This is a genomic window from Pacificoceanicola algae, from assembly GCF_049341065.1.
In the GTDB taxonomy this organism is placed as follows: Bacteria; Pseudomonadota; Alphaproteobacteria; order Rhodobacterales; family Rhodobacteraceae; genus Pacificoceanicola.
In genome coordinates, this window is the sequence record NZ_JBMPIX010000003.1 from 247194 (window position 1) to 264086 (window position 16893).

Consider the following 16893-nt stretch of genomic DNA (forward strand, 5'->3'; position numbering starts at 1 on the left):
GATCAGGCCTGTTCGGTTTCGCGGGCCTCATCGGCGGCGCGCTTTTCACGGTCGTCCATGAACTGGTCGAACTCGGCCTTGTCCTTGGCGTCGCGCAGACGTTGCAGGAACGACTCAAACGCTTCCTGTTCATCCTGAAGACGGCGCAGGGTTTCAGCCTTATAGGCGTCAAAGGCCGTGTTGCCGCTGGGTTTCATCGCCGCAAATGCGTGACGACGGTGGCTGTGGGTGCCGGACCGGCAGGATTTGTTGAACATACGTTTGCTCCAGATCATGTAGGCAAGAAGGGCAAGCCCAACGGGCCAGAAGAAGATGAACCCGAGAACCATAGCTGCGATCCACGCGCCTTTGCCGCGTTGATCGAGCCAAGCCTCGGCGCGCGAGAGCCAGCCGGACTGAGCGGGCAGGTCTGCGGTATAGGTGGCGGTGGTCATGTCTCTCTCCGTTTTCGGTTGCGATGTGAATGCTCTTCACATTGAAACAGATCGGGATTGACGGGCTGGCTTTCAAGTCTGGATGTGAATGTTTTTTACATTAATTGGCAAGGTGTATATTTATCAGATGGTTAGATCTGGAAAAATTGGAGCCTAACGTGGGGTGACCGGCAGTTTTTGGCTTTGGAGAACCGAAGGATCCGCAGCTATTCCGTGAAATCAGCCGCTTTTGCCCCTGTCAGACCCGGCAAAATCGTCGGGTCGAGCGGGAAGACGTGGCGCGGTGTGCCTGCGGCGGCCCAGACCTCGGCAAACTCCAGCAACCGCGGGTCCAGCCAGGCGCGGATCGGGCTCAGGTGGCCTAGCGGGGCAACACCGCCAATGGCAAAGCCGGTCTGGCTGCGGATCAGGGCCGCGTCGGCCTTGCCCAGCGGTTCGCCCGCAAGTGCGGTGGCCTTGTCGGCGCAAACCTTGTTGCCACCAGCCGTCAGGAACAGCACGGCCTCGCCCGAGGTTTCGGCCCGGAAGATAATGGACTTGGTGATTTGATCCAGCGCGCAGCCGACACTGTCCGCAGCTTCCTGCGCGGTGCGGGCTTGGCCGACTTCGCGGATATCGGCGGGCAGACCTGCCGCTTCGAGGGCGGCGCGCACGCGGGCCAGGCTTTTGCTCATCGGGCTCTCCTTTGTCGCCACCAAGGTGCCCAAAGCGGGGCGGGTCGGCAAGGGGTGTTGCCCTTTTCCGCAATGCGTGGCCATCTGCGCCTATGACACTCGAAAGCCGCATCACCCGCCTGCCACGCCCCTTTGAACCCGACCGTGGGCAAGAGGCCCGCGACGCCTGTCCATGGGCCTCTGGCCCTCTGGCCGAGTTGATCGAGGGGGTCGGAGGATCCTCGCCCTATCTCAAAGGCCTGATCGAAAAAGAGGCCGATTGGCTGGAAGGCGCGGCCCAAGACCCCGGCGGCGCACTTGCAGCGGTGAATGCCGGGCTTGCGGATGTGCCCTTTGACCAGATCGGCGATGCCCTGCGTCAGGCCAAGCGGCGCATCGCGCTGTTAATTGCGCTCTGTGATCTGGCTGGCGCATGGGAGTTGGAGCAGGTGACCGGGACGTTGACGGATTTTGCCGATCACGCGGTTCAGATGGCTCTGCGGGCCGCCGTCGCGCATGAGATCAAGACCGGCAAGCTGCCCGGCGCCAGCGAAGACGATATTGAAACCGCCGGGGGCATGGTGGCGCTTGCCATGGGCAAGATGGGCGCGGGCGAGCTGAACTACAGCTCGGACATCGACCTGATCTGCCTGTTCGACGAGACCCGCTATGACCCGGCGGATTACCACGAGGCGCGCGCCTCGCTGGTGCGCGCGACGCGCAAGATGGCCAAGACGCTGAATGATCTGACCGGCGAAGGCTATGTCTTTCGCACCGATCTGCGCTTGCGGCCCGATCCGTCGGTCACGCCGGTCTGCATGGCGATGGAGGCGGCAGAGCGCTATTACGAAAGCCTTGGCCGCACATGGGAGCGCGCTGCCTATATCAAGGCGCGCCCGTCGGCGGGCGATCTGGCGGCGGGCGAGCGGTTTCTGGAAACCCTGCGGCCCTTCGTCTGGCGCAAGCATCTGGATTTTGCCGCCATTCAGGACGCCCACGACATGCGCCTGCGCATCCGCGAACACAAAGGCCTGGGCGGGCCGATCACTCTGCCCGGGCACAACATGAAGCTGGGCCGGGGCGGCATCCGCGAGATCGAGTTTTTTACCCAGACCCGTCAGTTGATCGCGGGCGGACGGGATACGGACCTGCGGGTGCGCGGCACCGTGCCGGGGTTGCAGGCGCTGGCGGCCAAGGGATGGCTGCCTGACGACGTCGCCGACGTATTGGCGCGGCACTACCGATATCACCGCGAGGTCGAGCACCGCGTACAGATGGTGCGCGACGCCCAGACCCATGACCTGCCGAAATCCCCGGACGGCTTTGCGCGTCTGGCCTGCCTGATGGCAACAGATGTCGCCTCGTTCGAGGCCGAGGTCACAGCGCGCCTGACCGAGGTGCACGCCCTGACCGAAAGCTTTTTCGCCCCCGATGGCGCCGCACCCGAGGAAGATCTGCCGGATCTGGCGAAAAGCGATATCGTCAAACGCTGGCCCACCTATCCGGCGTTACGCTCGGAGCGGGCTGTCGGGATTTTCCGGCGGCTCCGGCCGGAAATTCTGCGGCGGCTGTCAAGCGCGTCGAAACCAGACGAGGCTTTGGTCGCCTTTGATGGCTTTTTGGCGGGGCTGCCTGCGGGGGTGCAGCTTTTCTCGCTGTTCGAGGCCAATCCGCAATTGATTGACCTTCTGGTCGATATCGTCAGCACCTCACCTGATCTGGCGCGGTACCTCGCGCGCAACTCCAGCGTCTTTGATGCGGTGATCGGTGGGGATTTCTTTGCGCCCTGGCCGGGGTTCGATGCGCTGCGCGCCGAACTGGCCGACCGGCTGGCCGAAGAGGAAGATTACGAGCGGCGTCTGGATCTGACCCGGCGTTGGGGCAAGGAATGGCACTTTCGCGTCGGCGTGCATCTGCTGCGCGGGCTGATGGAGCCGGAAGAGGCGGGGCAAGCCTATGCCCATCTGGCCGAGGCGACGCTTTCGGCGCTCTTCCCGGTGGTGCAAGAGGAATTCGCCCGCAAGCACGGGCCGTGTCCGGGACGCGGTGCGGTGGTGCTGGGCATGGGCAGCCTCGGGTCGGGCCGGTTGCATGCGCGCTCTGATCTGGATGTGATCGTGATCTACGATCCGGACGGGGTTGAAAGCTCGGACGGGCGGCGGCCTTTGCCGTCGCGCACCTATTACGCGCGGCTGACGCAGGCCTTGATCACCGCGATGACGGCGCCGATGGCCGAGGGCAAGCTATACGAAGTGGACATGCGCCTGCGCCCCTCGGGCAATCAGGGGCCGGTGGCGACCTCGTTCAAGGCCTTCACCGAATATCAGCGCAACGAAGCTTGGGTTTGGGAACACCTTGCCCTGACGCGCGCAAGGGTCGTTGCCGGACCTGCGGCGCTGGCGGCAGACGTTGAGGGTTTTCGGGCCGAGCTTCTGGGCACACGGCGCGAGGCTGCGCCGATCCTGCGCGAAATCGCCAAGATGCGGGTGCGGATTTCGGCGGCCAAAGGGCAGGGCGGTTCATGGGAGGCCAAGCTTGGTCCGGGCAAGATGCAAGAGATCGAGTTGATGGCGCAGGCGGCGTCCCTGATCGCGGGCAAACCGGTGCGGCAGGTGCCCCGGGCGTTGGCGCAGGCCGACTGGCTGGGCGCCGAGGGGCGCGCCTCGCTGCGCAAGGCCTATGCCCTTGCGTGGTCCATGCAGATCGGCGCGCGGCTGGTCAGTGACAAGGCGCTTGACCCCGAAGCTTTGGGGTCGGGCGGCTGTGCCTTTCTGACCAGGTTGACCGGTGTCGAAGATATGGACAGGCTGCGCAAAGATTTCGAAGCGGCAAGCAAGGATGCGGCGACGCATATCCAAGCGGTCTTGCCGGATGTGGAGGATGAGGCATGAAGGGTGACGCACTGGACCCGAAGGGTTTGATTTCAGAGGCCTACAAAATCGAGGGGATCAGCGCCTCGGAATGCCGGTCGATCTTCCTCGATTGGGCGCTGTCGGTGCCGGCCGACGTGGATACCGGCGCGCTGATCGGTACTTTGCTGACGCGACATGGGCAAACCGAGGCGGATCATCCAATGACGCATGTGCTGCGCGAGGGGCTGGACAAGCTGAGCGCCCCCAAGCGGCGCGGCGGCTACCGGTCGCGACCGCGCGCAGAATAAAATGGCGAAGGCGGGGCATTCCCCCGCCCTGCGCAGTGGGCCGGTTTCAGGTGCGGGGCAGCGCGGCAGCCTCGCGGGCCAGCGCCTCGATCCCGGCCCAATCGCCAGCGGCGACAAGGTCAGCGGGGGCAACCCAGCTGCCGCCGACACAGAGCGTGTTGCTCAGACCCAGATAGGTTTCGGCGTTCTTCAGGCTGACGCCGCCGGTGGGGCAGAATTTGACCTGTGGGATCGGCGCGCCGATCGCCTTGAGCGCCGGGACGCCGCCATTGGCCTCGGCCGGAAAGAACTTTTGCACCGTGTAACCGCGTTCCAGCAGCTTCATCGCCTCAGAGGCGGTTGCGGCGCCGGGCAGAAGCGGCAGGTCGGCCTCTTCGCAGGCGGTCAGGATGGTTTCGGTGGCCCCCGGCGAGACGCCGAATTTTGCTCCCGCCTCGACGGCGGCTTTGACATCCGCCGGGGTCAGCAGGGTGCCCGCGCCAACAACGCCGCCTTCGACCTTGGCCATCTCGCGGATGGCATCCAGCGCTGCGGGCGTGCGCAGAGTGACTTCGAGAACCGGCAGGCCGCCTTTGACCAAAGCTTCGGCCAAGGCGCGCGCCTTGCTGGCGTCGTCGATGACCAGCACCGGGATGACCGGGGCGAGGCGGCATAGCTTTTCAGATTGGATGCTGGCGTCTTGGGGCGTGATCATGATCGGGTGTCCTTTCGCGTGTCGCGGACGGAATGGGGTATTTTTGACAAGATGAAAAGCCGGGGCGGTTTCAGACCACCACGGCGGCACCATTGGACGCAAGGCCAACATTTTCGCGGAAGGCGGCGAACAGTTCGCGCCCGACGCCATGGCCATTGCCCGACAGATCGGCGGTGACCGCTGTGCGTTGCTCAAAATCCGGGGCGAGGCATTCGATGGTGCCATTGGTGGCATCGACGCGGATCATGTCGCCATCCTGAACACGCGCCAACGGGCCACCTTTGGATGCCTCGGGTGAGACGTGGATCGCGGCAGGCACCTTGCCAGAGGCGCCGGACATGCGGCCATCGGTGACCAGCGCCACCTTGAGGCCGCGGTCCTGAAGAACGGCAAGTGTCGGGGTCAGGCCGTGCAATTCCGGCATGCCGTTGGACGAGGGCCCCTGAAAGCGCACGACGACGATGGTGTCTTCGGTGAACTCTCCGGCTTTGAAGGCGGTTTTGACGCTGTCCTGATCGTGAAAGACCCGGGCCTTGGCTTCGATGATGTGACGCTCCGGCGCGACGGCAGAGACCTTCATCATGCCGTGGCCAAGGTTGCCGTAAAGCTGCTTGAGCCCACCTGTCGGCTGGAAGGGATCCGACGAGGGGCGCAGGATCTTTTCATTTTCAGACACCCGCGGGCCATCGACCCATGTGGCGCGTCCCTCGCTCAGGCGTGGTTCCTGACGATAGGTGGACAGGCCATTGCCTGCCACGGTCTGCACATCTTCGTGCAGCAGGCCCGCATCCAGAAGGTCACCCATCATGTACTGCAGGCCGCCCGCCGCGTGGAAGTGGTTCACATCAGCCAGACCGTTCGGATAGACCTTGGCCATCAGCGGGGTGGCCTCGGAAATCTCGTCAAAGTCCTGAAGTTCCAGCGCGATACCGGCGGCACGGGCCATGGCGGGGAGGTGCAGCACAAGGTTGGTCGAACCACCCGTGGCCATCAAACCGACGATGCCGTTCACAAAAGCCTTGGCATCGAGCACGTCACACACCGGCGTGTAGGCGTTGCCAAGCGCGGTGATTTCCAGCGCGCGTTCGGTCCCTGCAACGGTCAGCGCGTCGCGCAGCGGCGTGTTGGGATTCACAAAGGAGGCGCCGGGCAGGTGCAGACCCATGAACTCCATCAACATCTGGTTGGAGTTCGCGGTGCCGTAGAAGGTGCAGGTCCCGGGCGAATGATACGAGGCCATTTCGGCCTTCATCAGCTCGTCGCGGCCAACTTCGCCATTGGCGAATTTCTGGCGGACTTTGGCCTTTTCGTCGTTCGGCAGACCCGAGGGCATGGGGCCAGCCGGCAGGAAGATGCCGGGGATGTAACCAAAGGTGGCCGCGCCGATCACAAGGCCCGGCACGATCTTGTCGCAAACACCCAGGTAAAGCGCTGCATCAAAGGTGTTGTGTGAAAGGGCCACGCCCGTCGCCAGCGCGATCACATCGCGGGAAAACAGCGACAGCTCCATGCCTACCTGGCCCTGGGTGACGCCATCGCACATGGCAGGCACGCCGCCCGCAACCTGCGCCGTGCCGCCAGCGGCGCGGGCGGTATCGCGGATCAACTGCGGAAAGCGTTCAAACGGCTGATGCGCCGAGAGCATGTCGTTATAAGCCGTCACGATGCCGATGTTCGGGGCCCGGCCTTCGGCCAGCGTATCCTGATCCTGCCCCATTGCGGCAAAGGCATGGGCCTGGTTGCCACAGGCCAGATGGGCACGGCGCGGACCTTCTTCGGCGGCGCGGCGCATCCGGTCAAGATAGGTGGCGCGCATCTCTGAAGAGCGCTCTTCGATACGTTTGGTGACGCGGGCGATTGTATCGTTCAGGGGCATGGGGACTCCTTACCTGATGGTTCGGGCCGTAAATTGCTGGCCTGCGGAATGCTTTTCCCCTCACTTAGACCGGTTAGCGCTAACAGTAAAGCCCGGAATATGAGGCAGCTGCCTGTAGCGGCCAAGAGGTTTGGCGCTTTCCAAGTCGCGGAAAGCAGGCTAAGCGGAGCCTATGACAGACAGCATCGATCTCCCCGTCCTCCGCCTCAAGCCCAAAGCCAACGCCCGTGCCATCCGCCGGGGCGCGCCTTGGATCTATGACAATGAACTGGTCATGGACCGGCGCAGCAAGAACCTTGCCCCCGGCAGCCTTGCCAGGCTCGAGGATCATGACCGCGTTCCCTTGGGTGTGGTGGCGGTGAACACCGCGTCGCGCATCGTCGGACGTATGCTGGACCGCGATGAGACCGCGCAGATCGACAAGGCCTGGCTGGTTGCCAAACTGACCAAGGCGCTTGAATTGCGCGAACGTCTGTATGATGCGCCGTTCTACCGCTTGGTCCACGCCGAAGCGGACGGGCTGCCCGGGGTGATCATCGACCGCTTTGGCGACACCTGCGTGATCCAGCCAAACGCCGCTTGGGCCGAAGTGCTGATCGCGCCCTTGGCCGAAGCGCTGGCCGAGGTCACCGGCGTTGCCAATATCCTGAAAAACGCGGGCGGTCGCGGGCGCTCGCTGGAAGGGCTTGATGACGTCGACGCGGTGCTGAAAGGCGCCGCACCGGATGCGGCTTTGCCGGTGCAGATGAACGGTGCCACCTATATGGCCGATCTGACCGGCGGTCAGAAAACCGGGCTGTTCTATGATCAACGCGAAAACCACAGTTTTGCCGCGCGGCTGGCAAATGAGGCCCGCGTGCTGGATGTCTTTACCCATGTAGGCGGTTTTGCCCTCGCCGCGCTTGCAGGCGGGGCGGCAAACGCACTTGCGGTTGATGGCTCGGCCCCGGCGCTTGCCCTGGCCGAGGAAGGCGCGCGCCAGATGGGCGCAGCAGACCGCTTTAGCATCCGGCAGGGCGACGCCTTTGACACCTTGGCCGCGCTGGCCGAGGAAGAGGCGCGTTTTGACGTGGTGATCTGCGATCCGCCCGCATTTGCGCCCAATAAGCCGGCGCTGGAAAAGGGCCTGCGCGCCTACGAACGCGTAGCGCGTCTTGCAGCGGGGCTGGTGGACGAAGGCGGCTATCTGGTGCTGTGCTCCTGTTCGCATGCCGCCGACGTGCAGGCCTTTACCGGTGCCTGCCTGCGCGGCATCGGGCGCGCCGGACGTCGGGCACAACTGATCCACTCCGGCACCGCTGGCCCAGACCATCCGCTGCTGCCGCAACTTGCCGAAAGCGGCTATCTCAAGGCGTTGTTCTTCCGGTTGTGAAGGTCCTTCTGGATACCTGCGTCCTTTATCCGACAGTGATGCGCGAAATGCTATTGGGCGCGGCCGGGCAGGGGCTGTTCACGCCCCTGTGGTCCGAGCGCATCCTTGAAGAATGGGCCCGCGCTGCCCGCAAACTTGGCCCCACGGGCGAAATGCAGGCGCGCGCCGAAATTGCGCAACTTGCGATGCATTGGCCGGGGGCGCAGGTCACCTGGCCGCCTTCGCTGGAATCGCGCCTTTGGCTGCCCGATCCGGCCGACACCCATGTGCTGGCCGCCGCCGTGGCGGGGCATGCAGATGTGATCGTGACCATGAACGCCAAGGATTTCCCTCGCAATATCCTGACCGAAGAGGGACTGTCGCGCGCCGATCCCGACAGCTTTCTGTATGGCCTGTGGCAAGCGAGCCCCGAGGCGCTGGAACTTGTCGGCGCCCGCGTGCTGGACACGGCGCAGCGCCTGTCGGGTGAAGACTGGGAAATGCGCGCGCTTTTGAAAAAGGCCCGACTGCCGCGCCTTGCCAAAGCGCTGAGTTAACGGAAGCTCACGTTCGCGCGCAATCCTTGTAACAGGGCTGTTTGCACACCTCCGAACCTGTTAGCGCAATAGGTATCTTTGCTTTGGAGCCTGCGCAAATGCCTGCCATTGTTATGCTTTTCGGCGTGATCCTGATCGCCAGCCTTGTCATCTCGCCACGCCGTGCCAGCGTCGAAGGGTTCTTTGCGGGGCACAGCGAAAGCGGAGCGGCGCCGGGGCTATGGACGCTGGTGCTGAGCCAGGTGACCACGTGGATCTTTGCGCGTTCGTTGATGAATTCGGCCATCCTTGGCTATTATTACGGGGTGGCGGGTGTTCTGGCCTATACCGCCTATTACGCCTCGTTCCTGACCGGCGGCTTTATCGTTGCGCGGCTGCGCGCCAAGGGCGCGACCAGCGTCCAGGACTGGCTGAACAGGCATTTTGGTCGCATGGGCACGGCAACCTACAACCTTGTCATCGCTTTGCGGCTGCTGTCTGAGGTCTTCGCCAACCTGCTGGTTGTCGGCCTGATCTTTGGCGCCCTGTGGGAGGGCAGCGCAACCCCCGCCATCCTGATTGTGGCGGTTCTGGCGCTGGCCTACTCCGCATGGGGTGGGCTAAGCGCGGCGCTGCGCACGGACGTCCTGCAAATGCTGCTGTTCCTCGTGATTTTCGGCGCGGCGCTGGTGGCGCTTTTGCTAAGCCCCGGATTTTCGCTCAGCGCGGCGCTGACCGCCCCGGGCGCCTCGGGCAACTATACTGGCTGGGTGCTTTTGGCGGTGGCCGGGTTGCAGGTGTTTTCCTACCCTGTGCACGATCCGGTCATGATGGACCGGGGGTTTCTGGCCGATGCCAAGACGACTCAGGCCTCGTTCCTGCACGCCTTCTGGATTTCCGCGATTTGCATCTTTGGCTTTGGCCTGTTCGGGATTGAGGCCAGCCTGCGCGGCGCCGCCGTCGAAAACCAGCTGATCGGCACGTGGAGCGCAATGTTCCCGGGCTGGCTGTTCGCCGCGCTGATGCTGTCGCTGTTGGTGTCGGCGCTGTCCACGCTGGATTCGGCGCTGTCCTCCGCGGCGCGGCTGGTGGTCGAGGAAATGCGCTTTGCTCCGCGGACCTTGGCGGGCGGGCGCGCCGCCATGGTGGGATTCGCGCTGGCGGGCACCGCGCTGACCCTTTGGGGCAACCAGACCTTGTTTGACGCGGTGGCGGTCAGCGGAACGGCAAGCCTGTTCCTCACCCCGGTGCTGGTCTTTGGCCTTGTCATGGGACGCCGCCTTGCGCCTTGGGCCTATCTGACGGCCTGGAGCGCGGCCATGCTGGGCGCGTCGGCCTATTTTGCCCGAGGCACCGACTTTGTCGCGGGCCTCCTGCCCGAAGGCCACAAGTACGAGCAGCTTTTCGTCATCTGTATCGTGGTGCTCGTGGTCGGCTTTGCCGCAGCTTTGGCAGGCTCTCGCAGGGTTGCAGCCGGGCAAACAGGCTGATAGCTCTACACGCTGTAAACCCGATGAAATCTGTCGGATAGCCAGCGAGGAAGGCCTTGGACGCGCGCAACACCCCCCCGAGGTTGGAGATCCGCAATCTGGTCCGCCGTTTCGATGGCAAGGCGGTTGTGGACAATGTCTCGCTCTCGATCCAGCCGGGCAACGTCACCTGTCTTTTGGGGCCGTCGGGCTGCGGCAAGTCGACGACCCTGCGGATGATCGCCGGGGTCGAGATGCAGGACAGCGGCACGATCCACGCCGATGGCAAACTGATCTGCGATACAGTGTTTCGAGTGCCGCCGGAGCGGCGCTCGATCGGGCTGATGTTTCAGGACTTCGCGTTGTTTCCGCATCTTTCTGTTGGCGAAAACGTAGCCTTTGGTTTGACCGGGTCCGGCAGCGAAAAACGTAACCGGGCCAAGGCTTTGCTGGAACGTGTTGGACTGGCGCATTTCATCGACGAATTCCCGCATCAACTGTCCGGGGGCGAACAGCAGCGCGTCGCGCTGGCGCGGGCGCTGGCCCCGAAACCACGCGTCATGCTGATGGATGAGCCGTTTTCCGGGTTGGACAATCGCCTGCGCGACGGCATCCGCGACGAAACACTCGATCTGTTGAAGGAAGAAGGCACTTCGGTTCTGTTGGTCACTCATGAACCCGAAGAGGCCATGCGCATGGCCGACGAAATCGCCCTGATGCGTGCTGGAAAGATTGTGCAGCAAGGCGCGCCCTACAACATCTATAACGCCCCGGTTGATCGCGAGGCAGTGGCCTTTTTTAGCGATATCAACGTTCTACGCGGCAAAGTTCAAGGGGCGCTGACCGACACGCCTTTTGGCCGTTTCCTTGCCCCCGGTGTGCCGGATGGCAACGAGGTCGAGATTGTCTTTCGCCCGCAACACGTCAGCATCGATTTTGACCGCGACGGCAAAGGCCCAAATCCCACGGTCCGCGCGGGCACACCGGCGCGCGGTATCGTGGAACGGGCACGTTTCATGGGCTCTGAAAGCCTTGTTGAATTTCGCATGGATCATGATGCCGAAGTGCTCAAGGCCACCGTGCCCAACGTCTTCCTGCCCAAGCCCGGTACCCCGATGTGGCTTAGTGTGCGCCGTGACAGGTGTTTTGTTTTTCCTGTTAAATCAAGTGTCTGACGCGGGTTTTTCACGTTCTTCCTGAAGGTCCCGAAGAATTCTGACCCGGATCGAAGAGGCCAGTCCAACATCCGGGTCACGCTCTGCGTCAATTCTGGCCGCCAATTCGTTGAGCGCAAGCCCTTCCTTGCGGGCCAGATCACGAAATGCCCGCCAGAACTCTTCTTCAAGCGAAACAGAAGTGCGATGTCCGCGCAGCGTCAAGGAATGTTTGACGGGCCGCCCGCTCATTCGGTCTCGTGTCCGTCCAGATCGCGCTTGGCCTTGTCGGCCCGGGCCTTGGCCAGTTCCTTTTGCGTCTTGGACAGCCCGTGCTTGGCCGCATTGGCATCACCCGCACGCCGTTTTTCGTCCCGCGCACGGGACTTCTTGAACTGGTTGAGATTGACGACTTTTGACATGTGCTGACCCTACAAAGAAAAAGAGAGGCCGTCCAAGACAACCTCTCTCTTCATCTTGTCAAAAATACCCCGGGGGTATGGGGGCTGGCCCCCATTCCGGACAGAAGGCGTCAGTCCTTGGGGCCGATCATGTCTTCGGGGCGCACGACGCGGTCAAAGGTCTCTTCATCGACAAAGCCCAGCGCAATCGCCTCTTCCTTGAGGGTAGTGCCATTCTTGTGCGCGGTCTTGGCAACCTTGGTGGCATTGTCATAACCAATGGTCGGGGCGAGCGCGGTGACCAGCATCAGCGATTCCTGCATCAGCTTTTGGATGCGCGGCTTGTTGGCTTCGATGCCCAGCAGCATGCGCTCGGTGAAGCTGTCCGCCACGTCGCCAAGCAGTTGGATCGACTGGAGCAGGTTGTAAGACATCATCGGGTTGTAGACGTTCAGCTCGAAGTGGCCCTGCGATCCGGCGAATTTGATCGCGGCGTCGTTGCCCATGACGTGGGCGGCGACCTGGGTCATGGCTTCGGCCTGGGTCGGGTTGACCTTTCCGGGCATGATCGACGAACCCGGCTCGTTCTCGGGCAGGATCAATTCGCCAAGGCCCGAACGCGGGCCAGAGCCGAGGAATCGGATGTCGTTGGCGATTTTGTACATGGCGCCCGCGACGGTGGCCAAGGCGCCGGACATGAAGACCATGGCGTCATGCGCAGCAAGCGATTCGAACTTGTTCGGCGCGGTGACGAAGGGCAGGCCAGTGATCGCGGCCATATTGGCGGCGACTGTTTCGCCCCAGCCTTTCTTGGTGTTCAGACCGGTGCCGACGGCGGTGCCGCCCTGCGCCAGTTCGTAAATCCCCGGCAGCGCCATCTCGACGCGTTTGATGCCGTTGCGGATCTGTGCGGCGTAGCCACCGAATTCCTGGCCGAGCGTTAGCGGCGTGGCGTCCTGCGTGTGTGTGCGGCCGATCTTGATGATGTCCTTGAACTCTTCGGACTTCGCCTCCAGCCCCTCGGCCAGCTTGGTCAGGCCGGGCATGAGGATGTCGCGCACGGTCATCGCGGTGGCGATGTGCATGGCGGTGGGGAAGGTGTCGTTGGATGACTGGCCCATGTTGCAGTGATCGTTCGGGTGCACCGGGTCCTTGGAGCCGATCACGCCGCCGAGGATCTCGATCGCGCGGTTGGCAATGACTTCGTTGGAGTTCATGTTGCTCTGGGTGCCCGAACCGGTCTGCCAGACCACCAGCGGAAAGTTGTCGTCGAACTTGCCGTCGATGACTTCGCCTGCGGCCTGAACGATGGCCTCGCCGAGTTTCGCGTCGAGCGCGCCCGAGGCCATGTTGGCCTGCGCGCAGGCCTGTTTGATCACGCCCAACGCCCGCACGATGGCCGTGGGCTGCTTTTCCCAACCAATGGGGAAATTCATTATCGAGCGCTGCGTCTGCGCGCCCCAATATTTGTCGCTGGGCACCTCAAGCGGGCCAAAGCTGTCAGTCTCGGTACGGGTTGCGGTCACGGGGGATCCTCCTCGCCTAAAGCGCAATAGATATGGTTGCGTCTCTCTTAGCGAACGCGCACGGAAAAACAAGGCGGTATACCATTGGATACCGTTAACATTGGGGGAAAATCGCCGCAGGTTTGCGCGGTTACTTACGGAACCGGTCGAGTCGGACAACCTCGGCGTCATGCTTTGCGGGCTCTTCCGTCGGTTCATCGCCACCGCCGGGGCCATCGGGCGGCGTGTCGTCATCATCCTCTTCTTCTTCCTGGCTTTCAAAGCGCAGGCCGAATTCCACCGAAGGATCGACGAAGGTTTTGATCGCGTCATAGGGAACATACAGCCGCTCTGGCGCGTCGCCAAAATTCAGCGTGACGGCAAAGCCCTCATCCGTGACATCAAGATTGTCGTACCAATGCTGCATGACCACGGTCATTTCGCCGGGATAGCGGTCTGACAGCCAATCGGCCAGTTCGACATCGGGATGTGAAGTGTCGAAGGTGATAAAAAAGTGGTGTTCCCCCGGAAGACCGTTGTCCCGAACGCCCTCCAACACTTCCTGAATGAGCCCGCGCATGGCGCGATGCATAAGTCTTCCGTAGTCAATACCGCCGGACATCGTTGTGCCTTCCCCTAGTCACAACTCAGCATATTGAAAATGTCGCGGAGTAAAAGGGGGGAGATTCATACCAGGTTGGCCAGCCAGCCGAGCCCCGCGCAGAGTGCCAAAGCAAGCGGCACCGAGCCACGTGAATGCAGCAGAACTGCAGCCGCGACGGCGATCAGAGGCAAAGGCGCGAGGTGCAGGCTTGAGAGCGCGGGCAAAGGGCCAAGGGCAGTCTCGTACACGGTGCCAAACAACAAATGCATAGCAAACCACAGCGAAAGATTGGCGATCACGCCCACCACGGCCGCGGTGATTGCGGACAGGGCCGATTGCAGGCGCGGGCGGGCCAGAAGGTTTTCCACATATGGGGCGCCCGCGAAAATCCACAGGAAACAAGGCACGAAGGTCATCCAAAGCGTCAGAGCGCCGGCGATCAGGGCCAGCAGCGGACCTCCGGCACCATGTCCGGTCAGCATGCCGACGAACTGGGTGACCAGAATCAGCGGCCCCGGCGTGGTTTCGGCCAGGCCCAGCGCATCGACCATCTGCTGCGGATCCAGCCAATGACGGGCCTCGACCACCTCTTGCGCCATATAGGCCAACACCGCGTAAGCGCCGCCAAAGGTGACAACCGCAAGCCGGGCAAAGAAGAGCGCCAGATCGAACAGCAGCGTCTGGTTCAGGGCGTAAAGAACGGGCAGGGGCGCCAGCCAAAGCCCCACCCAGCCCAGCAGGATCGGCCAAGGTGTCGGGCGTGTGGCGGCAGGCGGTTCGCTTTGTTGGGGATTGGCGCGCACTGCGCCCCAGAACCCGGCCAGCGCAATGATCACCGGAAAGGGCAGGTCAGCGGCATAAAGCGCAACGAAAGCCGCCAGCGCCAGAACCCGATCTTCCCAGCCGCGCAGCGCCTTTTTCGACAGGCGCACAAGGGCTTGGGCAACGATCACCAGAACGCAGGCCTTGACCCCCAGCAACAGGGCCTGCGCCTGCGGGGCGGCGCCGTATTGCGCATAAAGCAGCGCCAGCACCGCGATCACCAGCGCACCGGGCAGCACGAACAGCCCGCCCGCCACCAGACCTCCTGGGATGCCGCGCAGCCGCCATCCGGCGTAGGTTGCCAGTTGCATTGCCTCCGGTCCGGGCAAGAGCATGCAAAAGCTCAGGCTGCGCAGGAATTGCGCCTCGCTGAGCCAGCGCCGTTCATCGACCAGTGTGCGGTGCATCAATGCGATCTGCGCCGCCGGTCCGCCAAAGGACAAAACGCCGATACGGCCAAAAACACGGGCAAGGGTGGGGAGATCCGTCATGATCGAAGTCGATATGCGGCTTTTGTGACGGGGAAAAGACCGCTCACCCCATGATCCGGCTGATCTCGCGCAGGATTTTCTTGCGGATCGCGCGGGCATAGTCGCGATGGCCGCGCGCCGTCTCGACAAAGCCATCGCGGGTGATCAACTGAAGGCGGTAGAAATTGGTGATAGCAACGCCGAGGCCCTCGATGGCCAATCCGTTCACTGTCACACCGGCGCGCTCGGCCTTTTGGCGCATATGGCGGACCTCACCGCCGGCATTGGGGGTGCCGTCGCCAGAGACGTCGATGACCTTGCGGGCGCAGTCCGGCGCGGTGCTGAAATGGCGCAGCGCCTCGCTCAGCGCCTCGGCGGGGGCGGTGTCGGACAGCACAAAAGCGCGTTCGAGCCCACGCACGCGACCCGCAAAACCAGTGACATGCAGCGCGCTGCGCATGCTGGCCCAATCAAGGCTGACAATCTGCCGGTCAACGCCGGACCATTGCATGACGCTCAGCGCGATTTCGTCCCTTACCAGAATGTCCATGATCTCCGGATCTTCGAGGGCCAGCGCCAACCCTTCGATCTGCAAGCGGTATTCGCCGGGATCGACCGAATTCGATACGTCCATGGCCAGGATCAACGCTGTCTCGCAGGCCTGAACGGTGCCAACGGGCAGGGCGAGGGCAAAGAAAAGACTGCGCAGCATTCCCGCAGATTGAGCCGCGCGCCACTTCGCGTCAAGATAAGCCACCATATCGGCGAAAGAGCGCGCAATGGGGGACAAGGCACCTCAGGTTTCGTTCGCGCAGATGAAGGACGGTACCGGAGAAGATTATCTGCTGCTGGAGGACTTGAAAAACTCGAACTTGCGCTTGCTGTCGACCGTATGCTGGACGAATTGCGCCAGCAAGGCGAGGCAACTTTGCCCGGCTACCGCATCACCCGGCTGGAACACGGGCTTCAGGCCGCCACAGGGGGCTAGGCTGACGGCGCGGACGAAGATTGGATCGTTGGCGAAATGATAAATGATGTCGGCGACGCTCTGGCGCCGCAAAACCACGACCGTTTCAGCGCTGAGGTCATCCGCCCCTTTGTCTGTTGGGAAATGGCTTGGGTCGTCGAACTGCATGGCATTTTTAGGATGCTCTATTTCGACCAAACTACGGCTGGTATCGCAACGCACGCGATCAGTTCCGCGGCCACCCCTGTTTGACAGTTGCGCCGCCTTTTTGCGAGCGCTGGGATCAGGCCTCGTTCGATCGGGACAACGCAAGCAAACCGCTGGAATATTGGGAGCCGCTGGCGCGCCGGGTCTTTGCGCGCAAAGCCTATGATCCGGATGTGTTCCGCGAAGGTGCCGTTTCGGGACTGCCATGAAGAGGAAAAGTGCAGGCTTCTGTTGCCAGGTGCCTGCGAACCCCGCCTTACGCTGCTAGGCGCAAGGACTTAAGTTTCGATTCCTCGAACTGCTTACGCAGCCAGAGCAACCGGAGCACGATTGTCGTTTGCAATTGTACTTTTTGAACCGATAACGGTGGTATCTCACCGGGACAAAGCTACGTCTTTAGGCGTTCGTCGATCCTGTTTCGGCCCCATGATCCCCAAACGAAGGATTTTTGGTGGAGCCGCCGGGTACCGCCCCCGGGTCCGATCCGATTATTGCACGCGCGTTTATGCCCATAGTCCCCGAAGGAACAAATTGAACATAAGCCCGCGGCACCGGCGTTTCAAGCACCATCACGCAAGATCTGCCCCGCC

Annotated in this window: 18 protein-coding genes and 1 other RNA gene; 7 read left to right on the plus strand and 12 right to left on the minus strand. The window is 62.7% G+C overall.

Annotated elements, in window-relative coordinates:
• Positions 1–2 precede the first annotated feature (2 nt).
• A complete protein-coding gene (locus ACOYQJ_RS06120; RefSeq protein ID WP_422905123.1) occupies positions 3–434 on the minus strand; it encodes a DUF2852 domain-containing protein in 432 nt (143 codons plus the stop codon).
• A 206-nt stretch (positions 435–640) separates the two neighbouring features.
• The gene (locus tag ACOYQJ_RS06125; protein ID WP_422905124.1) at positions 641–1108 is read right to left on the minus strand and encodes a YbaK/EbsC family protein; all 468 of its coding nucleotides are present in this window, start codon (positions 1106–1108) and stop codon (positions 641–643) included.
• Between the two features lie 92 nt (positions 1109–1200).
• Between ACOYQJ_RS06125 and ACOYQJ_RS06130 the strand changes: the two genes are divergently transcribed.
• On the plus strand, positions 1201–3978 hold the full coding sequence (locus ACOYQJ_RS06130) for a bifunctional [glutamine synthetase] adenylyltransferase/[glutamine synthetase]-adenylyl-L-tyrosine phosphorylase (RefSeq protein ID WP_422905125.1): 2778 nt from the start codon (positions 1201–1203) through the stop codon (positions 3976–3978).
• Entirely contained in the window at positions 3975–4247 is a 273-nt protein-coding gene (locus ACOYQJ_RS06135) for a hypothetical protein (RefSeq protein WP_422905126.1), read from the plus strand. Before ACOYQJ_RS06130 ends, ACOYQJ_RS06135 begins: the two co-directional genes overlap by 4 nt.
• A gap of 46 nt (positions 4248–4293) precedes the next feature.
• Here ACOYQJ_RS06135 and eda read toward each other — a convergent pair whose 3' ends face one another.
• Positions 4294–4938, minus strand: a complete 645-nt coding sequence (eda, locus tag ACOYQJ_RS06140) for a bifunctional 4-hydroxy-2-oxoglutarate aldolase/2-dehydro-3-deoxy-phosphogluconate aldolase (RefSeq protein ID WP_422905318.1) — start codon at positions 4936–4938, stop codon at positions 4294–4296.
• A 73-nt stretch (positions 4939–5011) separates the two neighbouring features.
• A complete protein-coding gene (gene edd, locus ACOYQJ_RS06145) occupies positions 5012–6817 on the minus strand; it encodes a phosphogluconate dehydratase (RefSeq protein ID WP_422905127.1) in 1806 nt (601 codons plus the stop codon).
• A gap of 172 nt (positions 6818–6989) precedes the next feature.
• Between edd and ACOYQJ_RS06150 the strand changes: the two genes are divergently transcribed.
• From ACOYQJ_RS06150 to ACOYQJ_RS06165, 4 genes are all read left to right on the plus strand, one after another.
• Positions 6990–8189, plus strand: a complete 1200-nt coding sequence (locus ACOYQJ_RS06150; protein WP_422905128.1) for an RSP_2647 family RNA methyltransferase — start codon at positions 6990–6992, stop codon at positions 8187–8189.
• Positions 8186–8725: an RSP_2648 family PIN domain-containing protein gene (locus ACOYQJ_RS06155; RefSeq protein WP_422905129.1), complete on the plus strand. Its 540-nt coding sequence runs from the start codon at positions 8186–8188 to the stop codon at positions 8723–8725. The genes ACOYQJ_RS06150 and ACOYQJ_RS06155 overlap by 4 nt, the downstream gene beginning before the upstream one ends.
• Positions 8726–8823: 98 nt before the next feature.
• Complete coding sequence (locus ACOYQJ_RS06160) at positions 8824–10194, plus strand: sodium:proline symporter (RefSeq protein WP_422905130.1); 1371 nt, start codon at positions 8824–8826, stop codon at positions 10192–10194.
• A 56-nt stretch (positions 10195–10250) separates the two neighbouring features.
• Positions 10251–11348 carry an ABC transporter ATP-binding protein gene (locus ACOYQJ_RS06165; protein WP_422905131.1) on the plus strand — a complete coding sequence of 366 codons (1098 nt, stop codon included), beginning with the start codon at positions 10251–10253 and terminating at the stop codon, positions 11346–11348.
• Here the strand turns inward: ACOYQJ_RS06165 and ACOYQJ_RS06170 are convergent.
• From ACOYQJ_RS06170 to ACOYQJ_RS06200, 7 genes are all read right to left on the minus strand, one after another.
• Positions 11337–11579: a ribbon-helix-helix domain-containing protein gene (locus tag ACOYQJ_RS06170; protein ID WP_422905132.1), complete on the minus strand. Its 243-nt coding sequence runs from the start codon at positions 11577–11579 to the stop codon at positions 11337–11339. The two genes, ACOYQJ_RS06165 and ACOYQJ_RS06170, sit on opposite strands and share 12 nt — an antisense overlap.
• On the minus strand, positions 11576–11749 hold the full coding sequence (locus ACOYQJ_RS06175; RefSeq protein WP_422905133.1) for a DUF4169 family protein: 174 nt from the start codon (positions 11747–11749) through the stop codon (positions 11576–11578). The genes ACOYQJ_RS06170 and ACOYQJ_RS06175 overlap by 4 nt, the downstream gene beginning before the upstream one ends.
• A gap of 110 nt (positions 11750–11859) precedes the next feature.
• Positions 11860–13254 carry a class II fumarate hydratase gene (gene fumC / locus ACOYQJ_RS06180; protein ID WP_422905134.1) on the minus strand — a complete coding sequence of 465 codons (1395 nt, stop codon included), beginning with the start codon at positions 13252–13254 and terminating at the stop codon, positions 11860–11862.
• A gap of 130 nt (positions 13255–13384) precedes the next feature.
• Entirely contained in the window at positions 13385–13855 is a 471-nt protein-coding gene (locus tag ACOYQJ_RS06185; RefSeq protein WP_422905135.1) for an SspB family protein, read from the minus strand.
• A 65-nt stretch (positions 13856–13920) separates the two neighbouring features.
• Positions 13921–15150: a chromate efflux transporter gene (chrA, locus tag ACOYQJ_RS06190; protein WP_422905136.1), complete on the minus strand. Its 1230-nt coding sequence runs from the start codon at positions 15148–15150 to the stop codon at positions 13921–13923.
• 43 nt (positions 15151–15193) lie between these two features.
• The gene (locus ACOYQJ_RS06195; protein ID WP_422905137.1) at positions 15194–15919 is read right to left on the minus strand and encodes a DUF1194 domain-containing protein; all 726 of its coding nucleotides are present in this window, start codon (positions 15917–15919) and stop codon (positions 15194–15196) included.
• 48 nt (positions 15920–15967) lie between these two features.
• Positions 15968–16318, minus strand: coding sequence for a hypothetical protein (locus tag ACOYQJ_RS06200; RefSeq protein WP_422905138.1), 351 nt, complete (start codon positions 16316–16318; stop codon positions 15968–15970).
• Between the two features lie 26 nt (positions 16319–16344).
• Between ACOYQJ_RS06200 and ACOYQJ_RS06205 the strand changes: the two genes are divergently transcribed.
• Positions 16345–16512: a hypothetical protein gene (locus tag ACOYQJ_RS06205; RefSeq protein ID WP_422905139.1), complete on the plus strand. Its 168-nt coding sequence runs from the start codon at positions 16345–16347 to the stop codon at positions 16510–16512.
• An 8-nt stretch (positions 16513–16520) separates the two neighbouring features.
• Here the strand turns inward: ACOYQJ_RS06205 and ssrA are convergent.
• Positions 16521–16870, minus strand: a transfer-messenger RNA (tmRNA) gene (gene ssrA / locus ACOYQJ_RS06210).
• Positions 16871–16893: the final 23 nt, after the last annotated feature.